The sequence below is a fragment of the Holdemania massiliensis AP2 genome (assembly GCF_000327285.1).
GTDB lineage: Bacteria > Bacillota_I > Bacilli_A > Erysipelotrichales > Erysipelotrichaceae > Holdemania > Holdemania massiliensis.
The window spans coordinates 208,459-230,615 of the sequence record NZ_HE998568.1; the positions used below are offsets into that span (position 1 = coordinate 208,459).

Sequence of the window (22,157 nt, forward strand, 5' to 3'; positions counted from 1 at the left end):
TTTGTCAGATTCATTTCTGAGGAGGAAAAAATGATGAAGAAAATTCTTACCCTTCTGTGCGCTGTTATGCTGCTGCTTACCACAGCCTGTTCCACACAAAACTCGGCGCAGGGAAACCGTGATCCAAAAGACGGTCTAGTCGTCGCCATCGGGGGTCAAATTACGACCTTAGATCCAGGATTAACCCAGGAAACTGTCAATGACTATGTTCTGCGGCATCTGACAGCCGGGTTGTTTCATCAAGATGATGACAACAATATCGTCTACGATTTATGTCAGGATTACACCGTATCTGAGGACGGATTGACTTATACCTTTACCTTAAGGGATGGTGTTGTCTGGAGTGATGGTCAGCCGCTGACTTCCGGAGATTTCAAATATGGAATTTTGCGTAACTTAACCTATGGTGCAGACAATTCCTGGTCTATTTACTATCCGATGACCTATTTGGCAGGTGCTGAAGAAATTGCTGGCAACATGGATCTGGATCCAACACAGATCGAAATCGAAGGTGTCAGCACACCGGATGATCAGACGTTGATTCTTACTTTGATCAAACCGTGCGCCTGGTTTCCACAAATGCTGACTAACTATGTCTGGCGTCCGCTGCGTTCCGATGTTGCTGATGCCCATGAATCGTTATGGGCCTTTAAGCCAGGTTATCCGACAGTCGGTCCTTATACTTTAGAAGAGTGCAACGAAAATGAAAAAGCCGTTGTGGTTAAGAATGAGAATTACTATAACGCTGAAAGCATCACCATGCCGCGCATTACATTCTTAGTAATGTCTGATTCTGATGCTCAGTCTCTGGCCTTTAAAAACAAAGAAATTGACATGGCCCTCAACATTACCGCAACGATTGCTGAGGGTTATCCAAATGCAGATGAAATCTGGCAGATTCCGCAAATTTCCAGTTATTTCATCGCTCTGAATTCTGGTTCCACCGGTCCTGATTATCTGAAAAATGTGGATGTTCGCCGAGCTTTAGCTCTGAGCATTGATAAGGAAGCCCTGGTCAGCGCGGTTGGCAGCGAAGAGTACTATCGTGTATTGCATGGTTATGTCCCTGTGGGCTTAGCCGGAGCAGAAGACGACTTCCGTCTGGAACAGGACGCAAAGGAAAAATATCTGGAATACAATCTTGAAGAAGCTAAGGCATTATTAGCCAAGGCTGGATATGATGAAAACAACCCGCTGAAAATTGTTTACAAATATTCGCAGAGCCAGCTGCATGCTGATGTAGCGCAAATTCTGCAGCAAATGTGGGGGAATGCCGGTATTGACTGCGAACTGCAGGTTGTTGAATCCGGCGTCTTCTACAATCAGGTTGACAATGGTGATTTTGAAACATCACGCTATGGCTACAGTGCCGGCGATGATCCTTCGCAGTTTCTCAATCTGTGGACAACTGGACAGCAGATCGTCGCTTCCGTTGATGATCCAGTTTATGACAAGATGGTCGATGAAGCCGGCTATCTTGCTGATCATGCAGAATACATGAATGCTCTGCATGCTGCGGAACGCTATCTGATTGAAGAAAATGTTTATTTAATTCCATTGTTCAATTACAACACGCCGGCGCTGAAGAGTACGGCTATCCAAGGCGTTGAAATGTGGGGCCTGACACCATTCTACGGTCACTGTACAGTTCAATCAGAGGCTGCCTAAACAAGCTTATTCTAAAAAAGTCTGAAAGAGTTATTCATCGTAATGCTTTCAGCTTTTTCTTTGTTTTTCTTTTAAGCGTTTTCTTTCATTGTCTTTAAATTGATCTTAGCCTTCTTTATCCATTTTTAATGTTATAATGAACATGGAATCCAAAGGGAGGAAATACTCATGAAGGTATTGGCAATTGATCTCGATCAAACTCTGCTTCATACAGACAAAACAATTTCTAAGGCAACGCAGGATGTATTCCATCAGCTGAAAACAAAGACCGACCACAAAGTCATCATCGCGACTGGCCGGGCTCTGTCGCGGGCTGAAGAATATATGGAAGCTGTTGAAGCGGATGGCATTATTTCATTAAATGGAGCGAAAACAATATATCACACTCAGACGCTCAGTGAATATGGCGTAGATCCGGATAACGCTGAACGATTAATCCGCCTATTATTAGCTTTGCCTGACACTTATGTTAACGTCACATATCCGGATGTTATTCTGACCAATAACCGCAGTTTGGTTACAGGGGATCATGTCCATGAATATACGGATTATGCTGCCATCGAACCCTTTGAAATTGCCAAAATCTCAGTTGTCAGTCAGCATCCGGAATTAATCCGTCAATTAGACCTTGACGCTTATCATTGCAAGCTAGTTGACAATGCCAAGGATCCGAATTATTTTGCGATTCTGAATAATAAAGTTTCCAAACTGACCGGTCTTCGTGACCTGTGCCGCCATTTGGACATATCATTATCTGAAGTTATCGCTTTTGGCGATGATTACAATGATCTGGATATTCTTAAAGCTGCCGGCTGGGCAGTTGTGATGGATAATGCCTCGGATGATTTAAAGCTTTATGCCGACGATCTTGCCCTTTCCAACGATAAAGATGGGGTTGCAGATTGGGTTCTCAATCATCTATTGATTTCTGACTGAAAGACGGAATGGAATTAAAGCTCCACTCAACCTGATTATCCGACCAAGCTTATTTCTGCCAGAATCCATCTGAAACGCCTAAATAAACATGAAGAAAACTCTTCCCTGCTGATCTGTTTTTTCGATCAGATTTTAAGGAAGAGTTTTTATGAATCAATAGATTGGCAGGTTAACCGTGTCCTAAAATACTAAAAGCCTGTCACTGATTGCAGACTCTTTAAATGATTTCTTTTTTAATATCTTATTCCTTACTTTACGAATGTTAGGGTAAATCCATCATAGCCCTTGATTCCTACCGTTTGAATGGCTGTGGAATCTAAATGTTCACACGATCCTAAATCTTGAATATATTGTCTGACCCCCATCACTTTCGGATCTTTGTTTTCTGCGTTGCAAAGTTCTCCCTCTCGGATAACATTATCTCCGAAGATAACGGTACCCGAATGACTCAGCTGCAAGCACAGACGTAAATAGAGCGGATTATTAGGCTTATCCGCATCAATAAAGATGAAATCAAAGGGTTCGACTTCTGCATCAATTAATTTCTGCAAGGATTGGGCTGCCGGTCCACAAATTAAATCCACACGATCCTGCAAACCTGTACAGAGAATATTCTTAGAAGCTAATTCGTATTTATCCAGTTCGCTCTCCAAACTGACAACAACTCCATCATCAGGAATCGCCTTCGCCATCCAGATTGTGCTGTATCCCGCAAGCGTCCCTAATTCCAAAACTTGTTTTGACTTACTCATTCTAATCAGAATAGATAAAAGCATTCCTTGAGTTTTTGACACTTCATGTTCCGGAAACTGATTCTTATGACTTTGTTCTAAAGCATTTTCCAAATCGGCATCCTCCTGAATCAGATGCTGGAAAAGAAACAAATCATTCTCAGTCCATTTTGCTTGCATAACCTGCCTCCTATATTCTTATCTTTTCTTTAAGAATACGCCTGATTAGAACAATCGTCAAATTCATAGATCTGCCAGCCGGTATTATAAAAGGGTAATGTTGGTCTATTCATTAAAAAAAATATCCGTAATCACGGTTTCCCGATCAGCGGATATCCTTATTTTTCAAATGGTGGAGCTGATCGGGCTCGAACCGACTACCTCTACACTGCCAGTGTAGCGCTCTCCCAGGTGAGCTACAACCCCATTGCTTATAAATATTAACAAATTGAAAGAAAGATTTCAAGTCCTAATCATAAAAAGAATACGATCCAGCGAATTTTATTACTCCCACTTTTTGCGGTTTTCTACGAACACCGATTCCAGTTTTAAATACTTTTCTGTGAAACCAAAACTCTAGTCTTATAAACTTAAAGTCTTAAAACCGATAAGCTTTATTTTTTTTCAACTTCGACGTACCATAAGCGTTCACAAATATTTTTATTACTCGATACCTTCCACGCACGACTCACACCCTATTTTTCCTGTCCTTGTTGGCGGATTTCCTCACCAGCCGCGGGGCTTTAAAAAATGCTTTTCCATATATTCCGCAAAACCGTCTTCATCATTTGTCAATTCGGTTATATCATCCGCAATGGCTTTCGTATCTTCACTACCATTGGCCATACATACGCCCCAGCCGCTGCATTCCAACATTTCGTTGTCATTACTCATATCGCCAAATGAAATTACTTGTTCTAACGGCAGCTTGTTCATTTCACAGAAGGCTTTCAATGCCACAGCTTTAGAAACACGCTGATCTGTGAATTCCAACATGGTCGTCTGAGTTTTAAATGCCTTGAAATGAGGAGAAGGGTGCTGCCTGACATAATCCTCGATCCCTTCCATTTCTTCCTCAGTCGTCCGAAACATAATCTTTGCATTTTCTTCTGCATAAAACTCAGAAAGATCATCAACAACAAGAATATCAGTGCGATTTTTCTTAGATGAACGCTCTGTCGCCTCATCCACGCGCAGACACATCATTTTATCTTTTACGTACATGAACGGATTTAAGTTGAACGGAGCCATCAATTCCAAGATTTCCCGAATCCATTCTTTTTTCAGCTTGTAATAATCAAAGCGCTTCTGATGAATCCCATCCCACAATTCAGATCCATTCATACCGATCAGAACTTCAAAATCAAAATCAAAGCCCCAATCTCTCGCCTGCTTATGCAGCTGCTGATCAATGGAACGTCCCGAGGCAATTCCAAAATATACACCATGGGCATGAAGTCGGCGAATGACATCCATCGCATGTTCTGTTAAAATTCGATTCGAAGTAATCAAGGTGCTGTCTATGTCACAAATCACCAGATGAAAATCCTGTATCATTCAATGCCCCCCTAACTCTCATAAAAAAACAACTTCCTTAACATTCTAGCAGAATTTTATGAAAAATGTACAGGAATGACATCTTTCATGTTAATTCCTGCCTTTTTTCTAATTCAAGGTCACATAACTGACCCTTGTCTTTTATAAAATTTCGGATTCTGTGACAAATCTGATCCTCAACTTTCCAAATAAGCTCAGACTGTCCGCATCCGCAGCTTATTCCATGCGGTGTTCTTCTTTCACTGATGGCGTAGATTTCATGTCAGAACATTCATTTAGAATCAAATCTTCAGCCAGAATCATTGCATCGATCTGTTTCTGTAATTGCTGATAGATTCTTGTGCTGACCTCATGCTTTTTCTGTCCGGCTTGACATTTATACTGAATGGACCGGATCGGCGCCAGGGTCTTTTCTAATTCCTCACAGATAGGATTCGACGTTATGGTTTGCATAAAACCTCTAAAAGCAGCTTCCCTTTCGTTCATAGAGTCTGGTTTCTCATACAGCTTCCGCTCTATCAGAAACTCCGCAATCCGCAAAGCCTTAATTCGGTTCTTTAATAAACTATGCTGTGAAGTTCCTTCGGCAAACTTCGGCAGTATTTTTTCACACCTTCGGACAGCTGATGTTACTTCCTTCAGTGCGGCCTCCAATTTTATTTTTTTCTAACTTAGACCTCATTCTGAAATTCCTCTAATGCTGTCAGATCCTGCTTTTCATAGCGATGAATTCCAGGCTGTTCTTTTTTCCATTTCCAGCAGCAAATTGCTTCCTTCAAAGATCGGCCAGAATTATCCGCAAAAAAATCACGAATATAAGTGTTATACTCAAATTGTTGATCAATCGTGGTCTTCTTTGTTTTTTTCTCAATCAGGATCTGTGCATACGCCTGAAGGGCGTCGCCATAAGTCTGTCCTGAATGGGTTTTCAGCCATTTTTGAAACGCAACATTAAATGAGAATGACGAACCGATCTTCGATTTAAAAAATGCTCGGTGCTTTTCTGAACAGACAAACGGCGATTCAATCAGCGTAGTTTCAGTCAATTCTTCAAAATTTTTTTTTGCAGCGGACTTACTCGTGGTCAGAGCAGGAAGCGGTTTTCCTTCCAGGAAATGAGCAATTCTTTCAGTTATTTCGAGTTTACCGCCGGTTGCCGGCAAGCCATGATCACGGCAAAATTGGACTAATTCATCTTTCAAATAATAAAAACTTCTGAACGTTTCTGCATCTAACGATCGTGTCAGAGCTGGTCTTTCCATCTTCATTTCATCTCTTTCCCTTTACATACAGGCACTAAAAAAATCATCCTGCCAAGATTTGATAACCATGCCAGGATGTCTGTCAGCAGGTTTTATCCCAATTTCTTTTTTAAAATACGATAAATCATAATTAACAGAACAATGACAACGATATCCAAGGCATACTTTAAAATTATTTGGATCACTGCTGCAAACGATATCAAAAACTCCGTTAAGCCCATATAACGATAATCCCCACTTTCTCTTTTATTCTTACTTTGTTAACATTATAACGAAAAAACGAAGTCCTACAAGCAAAGACGGCTGGATTTTTCAATTCTTCTTTTCTTTCAAACGATGGGCTGTAATAATCGTATAGCTGGAAGCATTAATCGTGATCAAACAGCCTGCAGCTGCCGCATACCAGTTCTTCCCTTTGCGTGTGATCGTGGCCTGCACCGACTCGATATTAGTCCGGCACCAAGCTACAACATCCTGATCCTGAATTTGGCAATTGCGGCGAATTCGTTCATTCCCAAGCTCTGTAGTATGCAGGCGATCCAAATTCTTCAATAGCTCATTGACATCCATTTTCACGATTCTTCTCCTCCTATTTTAAGATCCTTAAGGCGTTCCATTTAAGTACAATTGTTCTTTTTCCCATTCGATTACGCTGGAATGATTTGAAATATATAGAACTTAAGATAAGATGTTTCTTCCATCGTCCACAGAATCGGATGATCATGATTTTGCTGCGTAACGGAAACTTGTTTCAAAACGACATCGGCTTCGTGGGCGGCTTCTCGCAGCATCTTTTCAAAAAGATCAATCTCCATGAATCGGGAACAGCTGCATGTGATCAAATATCCGCCATTTCGCAGCAGTTTCATCGCCTGATAATTAATCCGTTTATAACCGTTATACGCTTGGTGAATGGTCTTGCGGGATTTCGTAAAGGCGGGTGGATCAAGGACGATGATATCATACTGCCCGGCTTCACATTGATCCAGATAAGCAAAAACGTCCGCCTGGACGAACTGTATTCTCTCTTCCAGATGATTAAGTACAGCATTCGCTTTGCCTTGATCCAGAGCTGTCTGTGATACATCGACAGCCACCACGGTTTGCGCATTCCCATAAGCAGCATTTAAGGCAAAGCCCCCGGTATGACTGAAACAGTCAAGTACACGTTTGCCATGCGCCATCTGACGCAGCAGAACACGGTTGGATTTCTGATCCAAAAAATATCCGGTCTTTTGACCATTTTCAATGTCAACATTCAGCTTCAGTCCATTTTCATCAATGACCGTGGTCGTCGGCAGGAAAATTCCGCCCCAAAATCCTTTTTCCATCGGCAGCCCTTCCTTTAACCGAACCTGAATGTCATTCCGTTCATAAATTCCTTGAATGTTTTGTCCATCTTCACGCAGAATTTCCAACAGCAGCTCGTAAATCATCGCCTTAAGCTTTTCCATGCCAAAGGTGCTGATCTGAGTGACTAGGATCTCATTATAGCGATCTACGGTTAATCCCGGCAGCTGATCTGCTTCTCCAAAAACTAATCGACAATTGGTTAAATTCTCAGCTTCCACCGTTTTTCTGAAATCATAAGCAAACTGAATTCGTTGTTTAAAAAATTCCCGATCGATACAAATGTGCGGATTTTTAGTGATGAGCCGTACTACAATATGGCTGCACTCCGAATAAAAACCCGTTCCCAGATATCGCTTGTTTTCGGTTTCAATATCCACAGGATCGCCATTTTCAGGCTGCCCTTCAACTCGAACCAGGTTATTGCGGTACATCCACATCTGACCTTTATCCAGCCATTTTTCGCCCTCTTCAGTAATAATCACTTTTGCATAATTCCGTTTCATCTTTTAACCTCATCTTCTTTCTGCCAGAATAACCAACCTTTACTGCTTGTAAGAAACTTCGATTCTCAACCGCTTTGTTTCATTCAATCCTTCATAGAAAAAACAAACAAAAAAATTTGGATTTTTTGATTCCTTTACAGCGAGTATGACTCACTTCAGGTTCAACATCCAAATTTATTTAAAAAAAATGGTGCGCCCAACAGGACTCGAACCTGCAACCTTTTGAATCGGAATCAAATGCGCTATCCAATTGCGCCATGGGCACGTAACGTTATTATTTTACAATGGGAAGCGCATTTCGTCAAGCGTTTATTGGGGCGCAGGCAGCGTTTTCCCGCAGGTTTGCACTTAACCTTTCCACAATTCACCGCTCGCACCGCACTTAAACATCCCAAAAAAATTTGCTCTCTGGAGAAGATTCCGTTTTCAGTTTGCGCTTCAGTTAAAAAGAACCATTCTGAAATCATGATCCGCAAGGACTTAAGAATTGCGCAAGTTCAATTTTTATATTTCTGAACGCTTTTCCTTGTCAGTCATCACTGCTCGATTTATGATAAAGACAGAGTCAGAATCCTGCTTTTCCAATTGCGGAGGTTTATTTATGAGTGAATCCCAGATTAAAGAGAAATACACCAGCAGCAAATCCCTAATCAATGATCTGATCCGGCTTACCCGCAGTGATCAGTATATTTTTCGCGGTATCAGCCGCAGAGCTGAGCTGAAGCCTTCCATCTGCCGCAAATATGACCGCTCAACGCAAACGCTTATCAATTTAAAAGAACAGGAATTCGCCCTGCTTCATCAGTTCCGTCAGCAAGCTTCCAATCTGTTATCCGGCACGATGGAAACTCTAGATTACGTTGCCTGCGCTCAGCATTACGGCATCCCGACACGCTTGATCGACTGGACTTATAACCCCTTTACAGCACTATACTTTGCGCTGGCGGAAAACAAGCAGCCGGAGGAAGGGTATTATGAGTTGTTTGTTCTCCCCTTAAAGGAACAGATTGTCATTCATCGCAGCTACAATCAAAGCAAATGGAATCCGATTTCCAACGAATTCGTAGAAGACTATGCCGATTTTCTTGACCTCATTCGTGACAAAAGTCGATTTCTCACTGTAGTTCAGGAACGAAATGCCGCGCTGAATAAGCTGAATATCGTATCCAACACCCCTAATCCCAAAGGCTTAATTATCTATAACGGCAGCTCCAGCAATTCCCGCCTGATCGCCCAGGCTGGTCTGTTTTCCATTCCTTCTTCGATTGAAGCGGAAGACTCAGTTCGGGAAATCCGCGGTACGGCCAGCTGCATTCAAATTGAGCTGACTGCCAAAGAACGGTTGGAAACACTCGGCTTTCTGGATAACATGGGTTACAATAAACAGCGTCTGTTCCCTGATTTGCAGAACCTCTGCGATTCAATCGTTTCTCAAGCCCTGCAGGATCAGAGCGTTTCTAAATAAAGAGAAGCGCTATCAAAAAACATCGCAATAACCTGATTCCAATGAATCGGTCCGCGATGTTTTTTTCCTTTTATTTCATCTTCAATATCCGCTTTCTTTATTGGCTGGATCCACGCTGCAGGAAAACTATTCTGCAGCTGGAGAACAACCCTGCACTGACTTACAACTCATCTTCGCCGGCTTCTGTGTAAGCTTCCATAGAATACGGATCAAATAAGCCGACCTGCTGCTGACCAACTTCCGCTAAGCCCTCGGTTAATGATCCGTCTGCCTGAAACATCCGTCGGGAGATAAGCTCCATTAACATGCCCAGATTTAATCCGTAATACAATTTCAGTGCAGGCTGTTCCGTCACCTTTTCCATGGCAACATTGAACGGTGTACCGCTGAACAGATCCGTCAGAATGAGGATCTGTTCATTTCCCTTCAGCCGTTTCAGCGCCTGCTCCATCCGTTGGCTAAGTTCAACCTTATCTGAATCCGCTGGAAAATCGACAACTTCATAGTCTGTTTGTCGGCCCATGATCAGCTCCAGTGCCGAGGTTATCCCGCTGGCGAAATGACCATGACCCATCACTAGAATTCCTGTACTCATCTCAATCTGCCTTACGCTTCCGGCAGATGCGCCAGTTCTTCCTTAAACGGATTTTCATTAGTATCTATATTGGTGTCCTTAGCACCTTTGGCAGCAACAAACTGGAAAGGAACCGTCAGCATGATCGGAGCCAAGTATTTATTGGCCTTCACACTGAATACCAAATCCCGATGATCGGCCTGAGCTTCTTTCGCGGTAATCAGGTGGACACGCTCCGTATACCGGCGGAAAGCATCGCGGAACTGCAGACAGCGGTTCCATTCCGCTTCATCCGATCCCAACATCAGAATCGTCTGTTTCGGGGAGATTGCCATCGTCGGTCCATGCGAATACTCTTCGATTTCATAACCGATCGTCGGCAGCCTCAGCATTTCGCCGATTTTTAACATACCTTCCAACGCTGATCCATAATCAATGCCATAGCCCAGCACATAGATACGGTCACTGTTGACAATCGTTGTCGCATTGCGGTCATACCAGGCTTCACTCTCCGCAATGACCTGATCAAACTGATTCAGGAAAGCTTCCGTTTCCGCCAGGGCCTGTTCAACTTCCTTTTCTGTCAGCTTGCCGCGCACCTCTGCCGCGCTGAGCGCCCACAAATACAACTGCAGCAGTGTTACCGTGTACCCGCGGGTTTCCGGCGGCGTTTCTTCCTTGCCGCACAGCAGATGGATAACATGATCAACATGGTGAGTAATCTCACTATCCAGATTTTCTGTCAGTGCCACGGTAGGATAGCCTTCGCTGCGGGCCTTTTCCATCACTTCAATGGTAGAAATCGAGGTCCCTGACTGGCTGATGCCGACAAACAGAATTTCTTCTTTTTTTAACAGCCCGGTCCAGTCCGCCTTTTCATAGTGTGCAAATACCGTTGGATAATGTCCTTGAGCCTCCAGCCCGCAGAGCTGTTTAAATTCATAAGCCGCGATCTGCGAGGCGTTATAGGAAGTTCCGGAACCAAAAAACAGGACTTTTTTGATCGGCAGCTGCTCAAACAACTGTCGGAAAGGATCAACGAATTCCGCACGGCGGCGGAAGGTTTCCCGCAGCGCCCGCGGCTGATCTTTCATATAGCCTAATACTGTTGGTTTTTCCATAATTTCTTCAGATGTCCTTTCTACAGTTTGCGAACAATTTCAGCCAGATCCTCCGGCACATCATCCGGCACCATCTGGACCTTGAGCTTGACACCCTGATCGGCCAGCCGCTTAAAGTTTTCAACGTCCGCGTCCGACAGATACAACGTCTTTTTTACATGTTGATAGCCCGGCTTCCCAGACAGGTTGCCAACGGTAATCTGTTCAATTCGATAACCGTCCTCCACCATTTTTAACAAAGGTTCAGGACCTGCCGCTAAAAGCATCACCCGGCTGCCCTTATCCAGATTGCGCTTCAGCTTATCTGAAGCCGTCAGCGCATCCAGAATCGACAGCTTGACCTTTGCCGGACAGCCGAATTTCAGCGCCGTTTTCCGCATTTCATCTTTTGCGATCTTATCGTCGATCACAACGATCTTTTCCACACTATGATGCGGCACCCAATAACCGCAGACCTGCCCATGGATCAGCCGGTCATCAATTCTGACTTCAACAATGGCCATACTTCTGTCCTCCTACGCCAGGATTCCGAACACACCGCAGACAAAGGAAACAGCGACGATGATCAGAATCAGTTTCATGATGCTGATTTTCTTTTTTAACAATCGATAGATCAATAACGTTGCGCCCAGCGAAAGCAGCTGCGGGCAGATCTCATCAAGATATTGCTGAACGACGACTTCACTGCCGGCAATCGAGAATGCAATCGGACATTCCAAACCGATCCAGGCGGCGATCATACAGCCGATAGCCGCAACCCCAACGATTCCGGCGCAATAGGTAAACAGCTGCATCTTGCCGGACTGCTGTAAGTTTTCCAACAGTTTGCTGCCATTGTTATAACCGATTTTCAGGCAGTAATACCGGGTTAGGAAGTTCGGAATATTAAAGGCTAAAAGCAGCACGATCGGACCGAGAACACTGCCCTGACTGGCGAAGCTGACGCCTAAGGAACAGGCGATGACTTTGAAGATTCCCCAGAAGAAGGTATCTCCGATCCCCGACAGAGGTCCCATCAGGGAAACCTTGACGGCATTGATGGACTCTACGTCGAAGTTTTCATCGTCATGGGCCAGCTCTTCCATGGCCACTGCGATGCCCATAACAAACGGGGACGGAGCGACGGTCATGTTGAACGCCGCAATATGTCGGTGCAGTGCGGCTTTGTACCCTTCCGGATCATCCTTCCAAATCCGCCTTAAGCTCGGCATCATCGCATACAGAAAACCCAGACCTTCCATGCGTTCATAATTGAAGGAACCCAACAGTGTGAAGGAACGCCAGTAGATTTGATTGAATTCTTTTTTAGACAGCTTGCGCGCATTTTCCTGCGTCGTGATTGGCATACTCATTTACAGTTCCTCCTCTTCTGATGGTTTAGCTGTATTCAGCTGGTCGCGTTTAAGCAGATAGATGATCCAGGCCAGCGCGACAGAAACTGCCGCTACGCCGATCATCGACATGCCTAACCAGGCAGTCAGGGCGAAGCCAATAATCAGATAAGGTACCAAATCCTGTTCCAATAACAGATTCATCAGCAAAGCAAAGCCCAAGGCCGGCAATACCTTCGCCACTGCGTTCAGACCATTGGTCATCCACGCCGGGAGGTTGTTGACAATAACGTTGATCGCTTCATTTCCGAAGTATAAAGCGACAAAGGTCAGACTAAGATAGATCAGGAATGTCAGAATACCGCAAAGCCAGTGGATCCAGATAATCTGCTTATCCTTACCGCCTTCATCGATCAGTTTATCGACGGTATGCATGGGTCCGGAATAAGCCGTATCCACCAGCGTCTGCAGAAATTGCATCAAAATTGAAACAGGTACGCCAAAAGCCATCGCAACTTCAATTCCCGATCCCGTTGACAAGGCAATCGCAGTTCCGATCGTACCGCCGGTGCCAATGCTCAAACCTGCAGTCGGGCCTATCGAAGCTGTCCCCATCCAGATCAGTTCCAGCTGTGCTCCGATAATTAAGCCTTCCTTGACATTCCCCAAAATCAAACCAACCAGAAAACCAGTCACAACTGGTTCGCGAAGTTTGCATTCTCCCAGCCATCCGCCTTCTAAGACAGACAAGGCTGCGACAACGCCGATCAAAGCAGCTTGCAATGCAGACATATCATTTTCCTCCTTCTCACAAGACTGTTGTAACTATACCAGTTTATTCATCTGGTATAGTTGCTATACCACTTAATTATTTTATACACCTTCACGCGTGAGATTGCAATAAAAAAAGTGTGAAATTCACACTATTTCTTTGTTACGTATTTGAAAGATGTAAATTCAGGCATGTAATAAGCCTTCGTAAACTCTACCAGGCGATGCTGTTCGTCGAAACCAAAATATTCGTAAGCGAAGATCAGCTTCTTCGGCCCGGCTTCCATCACCTGCCGATAAGCCGCCGGAACCTCCTGAACCTCCATGTCGGAAATGATCGTCTTCGGCATATGTCCCTGCAGTTCCATGTATGTGTATAATGAGCCCTCCCCGAAATTAAACCGTTCCGGCTGCTTAAATAGGGATGCGGGGAAATAACAGATCTGTAAAGCATACGGCTGACCATCGATCCGCGACAGCCGGATCAGCTCATACAGCTGCGGACTGTCAGGAAAATAATCCCGCGTCTCCCCCTGATTTTCAATCTTCTTAAACGAAAGCACTGTTCGGCTGGACTGAAAGCCGCTTTGAACCAGACTTTGACTCAGGCTCACATTCTCATTGTCGCCGAAAACCACTTTTTTTTCATTTTTCGGCAGCCGGCTGACAAAGGTTCCCTTGCCTTGGATCGACACCAACGTCCCTTCCTCGACCAGCTTTTTGATCGCGTTGCGTACAGTCAGGCGATTGATGCCATATTGCTGCGCCATCTGCCGTTCTGACATAATTTTCTCACCGACGCGATACTCACCAGTCCGGATCTTCTCTAAAATATTTTCCATCAGCTGCACATAGACCGCTTTTTCCGTACTCATACCGTCGTCACACTCCTGAATTTAAAGAAGCTTGGAATTGCCACGATCTGAAAATATTCAAAGGGCTTGACAGAATCCAAATACGTCAGTCCCGTGCTCATCAGGATTTCCGCATCCTCTTCCACATGCAGCAGCCGTGCCTCTTCTTCACTAGCATGCACAATTCGGATTTCCTCTTCATTGCGGCGGATATCATAGCCAAACTGCCGGCGCAGCACACGGTAGAGTGATTGATTTTCCAAGGAAAGGTTTTCAATCCCGCGGACTTTTTCATATTCGATATAGACCTGTTCGATTGACCGTGGTTTATCCTCTACGATCCGCAGCTTGCGATAGCTGAAAACGCGGGTGGCGATCGGAATCTGAAGCTGTTCGCTGATCAGCTTATTGGCTTCCATGACTGACTGGTTCAGAATCGGATACGCATAATGAAAACCTCGGGCTTCCAAAGCCTGAGTGATTGATTCAAATTGGTCCAGCTGACGTGTTACATAGACTTCATCATTCATAAGTTCACCGTTTTCTAGTGGTTTAGTATAGTATACCACTTCTGAAAAATAAGCTCAAGCTGTCGGTTTATGCGGTATTGCCGCGTATTTTTTATCTTTGACCCGCATCGGCGGGGATCTGTCCCATGCCCAACAGTCACAAAAAAACCGAACGCAAGCGCTCGGCTGTTCGACTTTTGGTGGAGCTGCGGGGAGTCGAACCCCGGTCCAGGAATAGTCCCCATTCAGACATCTACAGTTTATTCCGTTTGCTTATAAAACAGAGTTGTTAACGGACAAAACACTCTGAGTTTGTCTGTGAATTGTCGGGAAATCCGTCCAGACTCCGAATTTCCTTATCCTTCATTTCTGATACTGTTCAACAACCTGAAGAAAGAATCATTGACAGCAGCTGCAAACTTGTTGTTGAGTAATTAAGCAGCGAAAGCAACCTGACGGTTTCCACCGAACAGATTAGCTAAAAAAGATTTTCCAGTTATTTTTTGTTGGCTGTTAGGCAGCCGCCCCACTGCAGTCTGAATCCAACTTAGACCTGTCGAAACCATGACAACCCCAGTTGTTATGCTATAACAGTATATAGCATAATCCGGTTTGCGTCAAATTATTCTTTGTTATTGGAGATGCGGTAGCCGCTCTTTCGATCCACACAATACTTCAGCGGTTTCTGTTTGAGATAGCGCTGAAGGTTTTCCAGAGCCATCGCAATCACCGTATCATACGTACTCTGCTGATTGTAATTGCCGGAAACATGCGGCGTCAAAATCACCCGATCGATCCCCCACAGAGGATTGTTCATCGGCAGCGGTTCCGGATCTACGACATCGAGGACCAGACCGCCGAAATGCCCCTGATCCAGCAGGGCGCACAAAGCAGAAGTATCCACAGTAATCCCGCGGCCCACGTTGACAAGCACACAATCCCTGCGGGTTAAAGCCAGCCGGCGCTGATCAAAGAAGTGTCGGGTTTCCGGTGTACTGGGCAAGCACAGAGCGACGATGTCCGCCTGCGGCAGTTCCTCCTCAATCTGATCCATTAGCACCAGCCGATCGACAAAATCAGGACAAGCCCCTGGTGTTCGTTTTACACCGGTCACCGTACATCCCAAAGCTTTCATCCGCCAGCCAAATTCCCGGCCAATATCGCCCAAGCCCACGATCAGGACAGAGGAACCTTTCAGCGAACGAACCTTGCCCTCATTTTTCCACACCCGCAGTTTTTGATTTTCACGATAAAGATTCAGCTTCTTATAAACCGACAGCACCCCGGCCAGCATATGTTCGGCGATGGCTGGTCCATAAGCCCCCGTCGAATTGGTCAGCAGGACATCCTGAGCTAATTTCTCTTCCTGGGCATACTGTTCAGCCCCGGCGCTTTCCAAATGCAGCCAGCGCAGCGCCTTCGCCTCGCTCAGCCAGCGTTTCGGCAGATTTCCGATCACGACTTCCGCTTCCGCAATCCGCTGTTCATTGAGCTCAGCCCGTTCACAGAAATCGATCTGCGCCTGCGGACACGCCGCCTGTATGGAGGCGCGCAGTGAAGGCTCCGTCGGAATCAGCCAGCATACTTTAATTTGTTCCATGCAAACTCCTTCTTTCTGGCTTCATTGTACCTGAGCCTGCCTTATGCGTCAATCACCAGACTTCATGATTGAGTTGTTTTCCGGCTGTGTGCTATCGTCTGTTCCGCCAGCTTGATTCCCTTTTTACAAATCGATCTGGGCGCTTTGTCCGCGGGCAAAAAACATCCAGGTCCATCAATGCTTTTCCGGAGTTTCCAATCCTGTCGATTCCACCGCACAGCGGGCGATGTTGCAGGTATGATCCGCCATTCGTTCAAGATTCCCCAGAATATCGCAGAATACCGAACCGGCGACGGCCGAGCTGCACTCCTGCCGGCTCATCCGTTCAAAATGATTCTGGCGAGCTTTATACTCCAGCAAATCCATATAGTTTTCATCTTCCAGCAGGGCCGAATACAGCGTGTAATCCTGCGATTCATAGACTTTTACCGACTGGGCCAGCATATGATCGAACAGATCAAACATCTGCATGACTTCTTCTTTTGCGCCGGCGGAAAACGCGGACTGATCCTCATTGACCATCTCAAAGAACTCGACAAGATTCACCGTCAAGTCGCCGATGCGTTCCAAATTCTTAATCACCTGCAGGTTGAGATTCAGATCGGCCACTTCCCTGTCTGACAAGTTTTCCTTTGAGATCTGCATCAAATACTGCGTAATCTTGGTATCAAAACTGTTGATCAGCGCCTCAGACTGCAGAATCATCTCATGGTCTTCCTCGTCCGTACCTTTGATAAAGTATTGCTGGGCTTCCCGTACCGTCTTGCTGACAACATCGACCATCTTAAAGATAGATTTGTGGACAAGCTCCAAAGCAGAAGCAGGCAGTTCATGGATGATCTTCTCATCCAGATCATCAATTTTAATATCCAGCCGCTCCGGTTCCTGTCCAGGAATCAGTTTTTTAACAAGCTGGCACATCTGTTTTAAGAACGGGAAGAACAGAATCGTCGCCCCGACATTGAACAAGATATGCGCGACCGCGATCTGCATCATCGGGGCAATGTTCAGCAGCTTTGATAATTCTGTGATCAACAGAATATAGGGCTGCAGAAGAAGCATGCCGATCAGCGTCCCAATCACATTAAACAGCGTATGTAAACCAGCCGTTCGTTTGGCTGCCAAGCTGCCGCCAATTGCTGCGAACACCCCGGTAATCGTCGTACCGATATTGGAGCCGAAAACAAACGGCAATGCTGCGGACAGCGACATCGCCCCCGCTTCCACCAGCTTCTGAACCACCCCAATCGTCGCCGCTGAGCCCTGAATTAAAGCGGTCAGCACCGTGCCGGCTAACAAGGCCAGAATCGGCTGACGACCCATCATCTCGGCAAAAGCAATGAACTCCGGCATATCCTTAAGCATGGAAAGCGAATCCCCCATAATCCGCAGCCCGTAGAACAACAAGCCGAAGCCCATCACAATTTCACCGATCGTCCGGCTCTTTTTTCGCTTAGCAAAAGAAATCACCACGCCGCCCGCAAAGACGAAGAACAACGCAAACTGCTCCACTTTCAAACCGATTAAAAAAGCGGTGACCGTCGTGCCGATATTTGCCCCCATGACAATCCCTGCCGCCTGTTCTAACCGCATTAAGCCGGCTCGGACCAAACCAATCGTAATCGCGGTTGTTGCTGAACTGGACTGAATCATGATCGTAACTAAAGCACCGATCAAAATCGCCATCAGCGGTTTGGATGTATATTTATCAATGTAATCCCGCAGTTTATCCCCTGCCAGACTTTTCAAACCATCCCCCATAAATTTGATGCCAAATAAGAACAGCCCAAAGCCGCCCAAGATCATATCCCACTGTATATCCTGCAATGTCATCCTTCCACTCCTCTCAAGGGTAAAGATACCAAGAAATAAAGAAAAAGACTGTTAAGTTTCTGTTAAAATTCTGTTAATCTTACTCCGAATGCCGCAAATTCCTGAATTTTTCGCTTTATCGAGGTTCATTGGCCGCCCAATACTTACAGACTCACAAGGAAAGAAAAAACAAAACGTTTCAATTTCCTTGGTAAATCAGTCCATGCAATCAGCCTTATCCCTGCACCAGCGCTGTTTAGAGTCTGAGCTGAATCCTTCCGGTTTAATCTGACTGCCGCAAAACTTTGGAATCAACAATCCTTCTCCGCTCTATTTCCTGTTTCATTCAAAATCAGCACAGCGGTTCCGACTTCTTTCAGAATTCTTAAAACGCAGTCCCGACAGGAATGTTCTGCCGCAAGCTATGCTATAATAAGATCAAGCCCTCATGGGACAACAGAGGAGGAATTGACACATGATGTGGATTATTTTACTGGTCGTACTCGCGGTGCTGATCATCTGGTTTATCGCGACCTACAACGGGTTTGTTTCATTAAAGAATAAAGTAGAAGAAGCCTTTTCTACCATGGACGTGTATCTGGTCAAGCGCTATGATTTGATTCCAAACTTAGTGGAAACGGTCAAAGGCTATGCTGCACATGAAAAAGAAACACTGGAAAAAGTCGTTTCCGCACGCAGTCTGGCTATGAACGCTCATTCTATGGATGAAAAAATTGCCCAGGAACAGAATCTTTCCGGCTTATTGGGACGGTTATTGGCCATTTCAGAAGGCTATCCGGATCTGAAAGCCAACACCAACTTCATCGACTTACAGCGTCAGCTCAAAGACATGGAAGGGGAAATCGCCAACGCCCGCAAGTATTACAACGGCGTGGTCAAAGCCTTCAATACCCGCACTGAAACCATTCCAAGCAATTTGATCGCTGGGATCTGCGGTTTTAAGAAAATGCCGCTGTTTGTCGTCAAAGATGAAGCTCAGCGCGAAAACGTCAAAGTTTCTTTCTGAAATATCGCTCGCTGCGATATTTTTTTCACCAAAAATGCAATGACAAAAGTTACGTCTGTGCCCTTGGCATAGAAATCAAGGAGTAAACTTATGAAAAAACGAATTTTGTTCAGCGTCCTGACGTTGTTTCTGCTTTTTGTGGGCTTACAGCCCGTTCACGCTCAGGAAAGCTTTACGATCGAGCATTACGACATTCAAATTGAGGTGAGTGAAGACGGCGTCTATACCGTCACTGAAACCTTAGACGTTCAGTTTCAGCAGCGCCGCCACGGCTTAAATCTCACCCTTCCCAAGCGTTACCGCAATGTCACCTGGGCCATTGGGGATAAGGTTGTTAACCGCAGCTACGTGTATCCGATCGATCACATCGAGGTGTTATCCGGCCACGAAGTTCAGATCAGCGATGAGGATGATTACTATAATCTCCGTTTAGGCAGCGCGGATACCTATGCCCAGTCTTCAGAAAGCTATAAGATCCGCTATCAGGTGCATACCCGGGATCTGAAGCTGGGTGGGATCCAGAGTTTCTACTGGAACCTGATTTCGGTAAACTGGGATACGACGATTAAGAAAGTAACCTTCCGGGTGACGATGCCGAAAGCCTTCGATGCCGATCAGCTTTACTTCTATTCCGATCTGCCGCAGGATCAGTTTCAATTCCAGCAGGAAGGCACGACTTTCAGCGGTGAAACCTTATCCACCCTGCAGCCCTTTGAAGGGATAACCGTGAAGCTGGATCTGCCGGATCAGTATTTCACCTTTCCCAAAGCTGCCAATTATGCTTTGCCTTTAGCTCTGCTTGGCGGTTTTACCACCCTGCTCAGCATTCTGTGTCTGTTGAAATGGGGAAAAGATGAGACGCTGATCATTCCGGTGGAATTCAGTGCACCGGAAGGAATTTCCAGTACAGAAGTCGGATTCATCTTAAATGGAACGATTCAGAACCGGGAAGTTTTGTCCTTGATCCTGGACTGGGCCAACCGCGGTTACTTATCGATTGAAGATCAGGATAAGACATTAAAGCTCAATAAGCTTCAATCCCTGCCGGAAACAGCTCCAGTTGCGCAGCTGCGGTTGTTCAATGCATTATTTAAGAATCGTGACAGCGTCACGACCAAAGAACTGGAAGAGAAATTCTACACGCATCTCAATCAGGCGATTCAGGATTTCTCAGCGTATTACAATCTGCCGGAGAAACGGTTATTTACCCGGATATCTTCCACCTTGCAGGTTGTTGTTGCATTCCTGGCTCCGCTGCCGGCCGCGGTTCTGGCTGCCCTACAGGTCTATGCTGTCGAATTCAGCGGGGCTGCGATTGTTTTTCTGATCATCCCCTATTTACTGATGATCGCGGCGATTGTAATGGGATGCCTGCTTCAGCGGCGCTGGCACAGCTGCAGCGGCGGCTTCAAGTTTGGGATGCTTTTGGGGATGAGCCTCTTCACCCTTTTCTGGGCAGGAATGCTGACAGTGGCCTTTATCTGGGCAAATCAGGGCTGGATCGTTCCAATATTCCTGGTGCTCTGCACCTTAATCAGTGCTGGCTGCGCTGTCTTCATGAAAAAACGGACTGAGCGCGGTCAGCGTTTAACCGGTAAGGTTTTGGGTCTGCGGAATTTCATTCTGTATGCAGAAAAGGACCGTCTGGCCATGTTGGTTCAGGACGATCCGACTTACTTTTATTCCATTCTGCCCTATGCCTATGCGATGGGATTAACCGATATCTGGTCGGAACATTTCCGCGGCCTGACAATCGAACCACCGACCTGGTATTATGGCCCGGATGGCTGGACAACATGGTATATGATCAGCCGGCTGGATCGAACGATGAACTCCTTCCAGCAGGCTATGACTTCCGCACCGGTTTCTTCCAGTTCCGGTCCGCATGGCGGCAGCTTCGGCGGAGGCGGTGGGGGCGGCTTTACCGGCGGCGGCTTTGGCGGCACTTCCGGCAGCAGCTGGTAAAAACATTTTGGCTCAATCCAACGGTGAAATGATCTTTCTGTATAAACTTCAGGTCAAATTCTTAAAAACAGAATGTCTTGATCATCCATTTTGCAGAAATGGGAAAACCATGAATTTCCAAGCTGAGCCTGTTTTGTTTATGAACAACTTGAATATAAAAAAAGCTGTGGATCTTGGATATCAAATCTGTCCCACAGCTTTTTTCATTTCTTATTCGCTTTAGAATAACAATCGAATCAGCAGACTCTCCGCCAGCATGATGCCCATTCCCAATGTCCAGCTAGCCAAATTAGCATCCACGGCAAGGACTGTGCGATCCTCTTTTGTCTGTCCTTTCAGCCAACGGCGATAGATCCACACTTCGATCAGAACGATGGGCAATTCAATGATTCCCTGAAGGACGATCGCCAGCATTAAGTTCATATTGTTCATGCACACCAGCATCCACAATGTCATCAAGCCTTGAGTCAGTCCGTTAGTCAGCACAAATACCTTTGCATTTTCCCGCAGGGAAAATCCCTTTTTAATCAGGACTGCGCCTTCAACAAGCAAGGTCAGCAACAAGGTAGACAAATATTGAAAAAAATAGGCCTCAGCCTGCGGCGGCACCGTTAACTTCCCCGTCGCATAATCGACGGTTACCTTCAGCTGCATAGTCTGCTGAAAGATCGGATCGCTGATCCAGACATGCCCGCTTTCCGTTACGATCATCAGTTTGTAAGGCTGCGTGATCGCCATATTCATGAAGCGATGCAGCCGGATTGGCCCGATCGCCTGTCCCTGAAGATCGCCGACAATCATTCGCGGTATTTTCTGACAGCTTACTTGGGTCACACTGTACCAGCCCGCATATTCCTGATCAAGCTGTTTTACCATGAAGGAAGTCAGCTCAGAAGCAGCCTTCTCCCGCATCGGCAGACATGCGGCATCCGTCTGAAACATCAGCGATACAATGTAATGTTCCTGCGGCGGATTTCTGACGACGACAACCAGTTCAGACTTCGGCCCCATATCCGCACTGGCTTTCATCCCTGCTGCCGCAAACAACAGCAGACCCAGCATCACAGCAAACCATCCAAAGTGCTTCCGCTTTCCTCGCATTTCTCCGCCTTCTTTCC

At 45.7% G+C, this 22,157-nt stretch carries 22 protein-coding genes, 2 tRNA genes and 1 other RNA gene; 6 read left to right on the forward strand and 19 right to left on the reverse strand.

Going from position 1 to position 22,157, the window contains the following annotated elements; translation table 11 throughout:
• Positions 1–33: 33 nt before the first annotated feature.
• Both BN162_RS08810 and BN162_RS17885 read left to right on the forward strand, forming a co-directional pair.
• On the forward strand, positions 34–1,668 hold the full coding sequence (locus BN162_RS08810; RefSeq protein WP_020224724.1) for a peptide ABC transporter substrate-binding protein: 1,635 nt from the start codon (positions 34–36) through the stop codon (positions 1,666–1,668).
• Between the two features lie 168 nt (positions 1,669–1,836).
• Positions 1,837–2,604: a Cof-type HAD-IIB family hydrolase gene (locus BN162_RS17885; RefSeq protein ID WP_020224725.1), complete on the forward strand. Its 768-nt coding sequence runs from the start codon at positions 1,837–1,839 to the stop codon at positions 2,602–2,604.
• A 248-nt stretch (positions 2,605–2,852) separates the two neighbouring features.
• On the opposite strand, the gene BN162_RS08820 is transcribed toward BN162_RS17885, so the two are convergent.
• The 8 genes from BN162_RS08820 to BN162_RS08855 form a co-directional block, all read right to left on the reverse strand.
• Entirely contained in the window at positions 2,853–3,515 is a 663-nt protein-coding gene (locus BN162_RS08820) for an O-methyltransferase (RefSeq protein ID WP_020224726.1), read from the reverse strand.
• A gap of 170 nt (positions 3,516–3,685) precedes the next feature.
• A tRNA-Ala gene (locus BN162_RS08825) sits at positions 3,686–3,761 on the reverse strand.
• 300 nt (positions 3,762–4,061) lie between these two features.
• Complete coding sequence (locus BN162_RS08830; protein WP_020224727.1) at positions 4,062–4,892, reverse strand: HAD family hydrolase; 831 nt, start codon at positions 4,890–4,892, stop codon at positions 4,062–4,064.
• A gap of 216 nt (positions 4,893–5,108) precedes the next feature.
• Complete coding sequence (locus BN162_RS08835; protein WP_020224728.1) at positions 5,109–5,345, reverse strand: hypothetical protein; 237 nt, start codon at positions 5,343–5,345, stop codon at positions 5,109–5,111.
• A 218-nt stretch (positions 5,346–5,563) separates the two neighbouring features.
• A complete protein-coding gene (locus tag BN162_RS08840) occupies positions 5,564–6,160 on the reverse strand; it encodes a DUF6434 domain-containing protein (protein ID WP_020224729.1) in 597 nt (198 codons plus the stop codon).
• A 306-nt stretch (positions 6,161–6,466) separates the two neighbouring features.
• Positions 6,467–6,724 carry a DUF3781 domain-containing protein gene (locus BN162_RS08845; RefSeq protein WP_040451885.1) on the reverse strand — a complete coding sequence of 86 codons (258 nt, stop codon included), beginning with the start codon at positions 6,722–6,724 and terminating at the stop codon, positions 6,467–6,469.
• A gap of 77 nt (positions 6,725–6,801) precedes the next feature.
• A complete protein-coding gene (locus BN162_RS08850) occupies positions 6,802–8,010 on the reverse strand; it encodes a class I SAM-dependent rRNA methyltransferase (protein ID WP_020224732.1) in 1,209 nt (402 codons plus the stop codon).
• Positions 8,011–8,198: 188 nt separating this feature from the next.
• Positions 8,199–8,275 (reverse strand) — tRNA-Arg (locus BN162_RS08855).
• Here BN162_RS08855 and BN162_RS18590 point away from each other — a divergent pair.
• The gene (locus tag BN162_RS18590) at positions 8,248–8,526 is read left to right on the forward strand and encodes a hypothetical protein (protein WP_147612164.1); all 279 of its coding nucleotides are present in this window, start codon (positions 8,248–8,250) and stop codon (positions 8,524–8,526) included. The two genes, BN162_RS08855 and BN162_RS18590, sit on opposite strands and share 28 nt — an antisense overlap.
• Positions 8,527–8,611: 85 nt before the next feature.
• Positions 8,612–9,475 carry an FRG domain-containing protein gene (locus BN162_RS08860; RefSeq protein WP_020224733.1) on the forward strand — a complete coding sequence of 288 codons (864 nt, stop codon included), beginning with the start codon at positions 8,612–8,614 and terminating at the stop codon, positions 9,473–9,475.
• Between the two features lie 160 nt (positions 9,476–9,635).
• On the opposite strand, the gene BN162_RS08865 is transcribed toward BN162_RS08860, so the two are convergent.
• The 10 genes from BN162_RS08865 to BN162_RS08905 all read right to left on the reverse strand — a co-directional run bounded on the left by BN162_RS08865 (position 9,636) and on the right by BN162_RS08905 (position 18,068).
• On the reverse strand, positions 9,636–10,070 hold the full coding sequence (locus BN162_RS08865; protein ID WP_081587871.1) for a PTS sugar transporter subunit IIA: 435 nt from the start codon (positions 10,068–10,070) through the stop codon (positions 9,636–9,638).
• Positions 10,071–10,081: 11 nt separating this feature from the next.
• On the reverse strand, positions 10,082–11,170 hold the full coding sequence (locus tag BN162_RS08870) for an SIS domain-containing protein (RefSeq protein WP_020224735.1): 1,089 nt from the start codon (positions 11,168–11,170) through the stop codon (positions 10,082–10,084).
• Between the two features lie 20 nt (positions 11,171–11,190).
• Positions 11,191–11,673 (reverse strand): PTS sugar transporter subunit IIB, encoded by a 483-nt coding sequence (locus BN162_RS08875; RefSeq protein WP_020224736.1) that lies wholly within the window; start codon positions 11,671–11,673, stop codon positions 11,191–11,193.
• A 12-nt stretch (positions 11,674–11,685) separates the two neighbouring features.
• Positions 11,686–12,522: a PTS system mannose/fructose/sorbose family transporter subunit IID gene (locus BN162_RS08880; protein ID WP_020224737.1), complete on the reverse strand. Its 837-nt coding sequence runs from the start codon at positions 12,520–12,522 to the stop codon at positions 11,686–11,688.
• Positions 12,523–13,293 carry a PTS mannose/fructose/sorbose/N-acetylgalactosamine transporter subunit IIC gene (locus BN162_RS08885; RefSeq protein ID WP_020224738.1) on the reverse strand — a complete coding sequence of 257 codons (771 nt, stop codon included), beginning with the start codon at positions 13,291–13,293 and terminating at the stop codon, positions 12,523–12,525.
• A 131-nt stretch (positions 13,294–13,424) separates the two neighbouring features.
• Positions 13,425–14,147: a GntR family transcriptional regulator gene (locus tag BN162_RS08890; RefSeq protein ID WP_020224739.1), complete on the reverse strand. Its 723-nt coding sequence runs from the start codon at positions 14,145–14,147 to the stop codon at positions 13,425–13,427.
• Positions 14,144–14,656 (reverse strand): GntR family transcriptional regulator, encoded by a 513-nt coding sequence (locus tag BN162_RS08895; protein WP_020224740.1) that lies wholly within the window; start codon positions 14,654–14,656, stop codon positions 14,144–14,146. Before BN162_RS08895 ends, BN162_RS08890 begins: the two co-directional genes overlap by 4 nt.
• Positions 14,657–14,833: 177 nt before the next feature.
• Positions 14,834–15,210: a transfer-messenger RNA gene (ssrA, locus tag BN162_RS18355) on the reverse strand.
• A gap of 47 nt (positions 15,211–15,257) precedes the next feature.
• The gene (locus BN162_RS08900; RefSeq protein WP_020224741.1) at positions 15,258–16,235 is read right to left on the reverse strand and encodes a D-2-hydroxyacid dehydrogenase; all 978 of its coding nucleotides are present in this window, start codon (positions 16,233–16,235) and stop codon (positions 15,258–15,260) included.
• A gap of 174 nt (positions 16,236–16,409) precedes the next feature.
• Positions 16,410–18,068: a Na/Pi cotransporter family protein gene (locus BN162_RS08905; RefSeq protein ID WP_020224742.1), complete on the reverse strand. Its 1,659-nt coding sequence runs from the start codon at positions 18,066–18,068 to the stop codon at positions 16,410–16,412.
• Positions 18,069–18,522: 454 nt separating this feature from the next.
• Between BN162_RS08905 and BN162_RS08910 the strand changes: the two genes are divergently transcribed.
• On the forward strand, positions 18,523–19,074 hold the full coding sequence (locus BN162_RS08910) for a LemA family protein (protein WP_020224743.1): 552 nt from the start codon (positions 18,523–18,525) through the stop codon (positions 19,072–19,074).
• Positions 19,075–19,164: 90 nt separating this feature from the next.
• The gene (locus BN162_RS08915; RefSeq protein ID WP_020224744.1) at positions 19,165–21,039 is read left to right on the forward strand and encodes a DUF2207 domain-containing protein; all 1,875 of its coding nucleotides are present in this window, start codon (positions 19,165–19,167) and stop codon (positions 21,037–21,039) included.
• Positions 21,040–21,258: 219 nt separating this feature from the next.
• Here the strand turns inward: BN162_RS08915 and BN162_RS08925 are convergent, their stop codons facing one another.
• Positions 21,259–22,140: a hypothetical protein gene (locus tag BN162_RS08925; RefSeq protein WP_167540012.1), complete on the reverse strand. Its 882-nt coding sequence runs from the start codon at positions 22,138–22,140 to the stop codon at positions 21,259–21,261.
• Between the last annotated feature and the right edge of the window lie 17 nt (positions 22,141–22,157).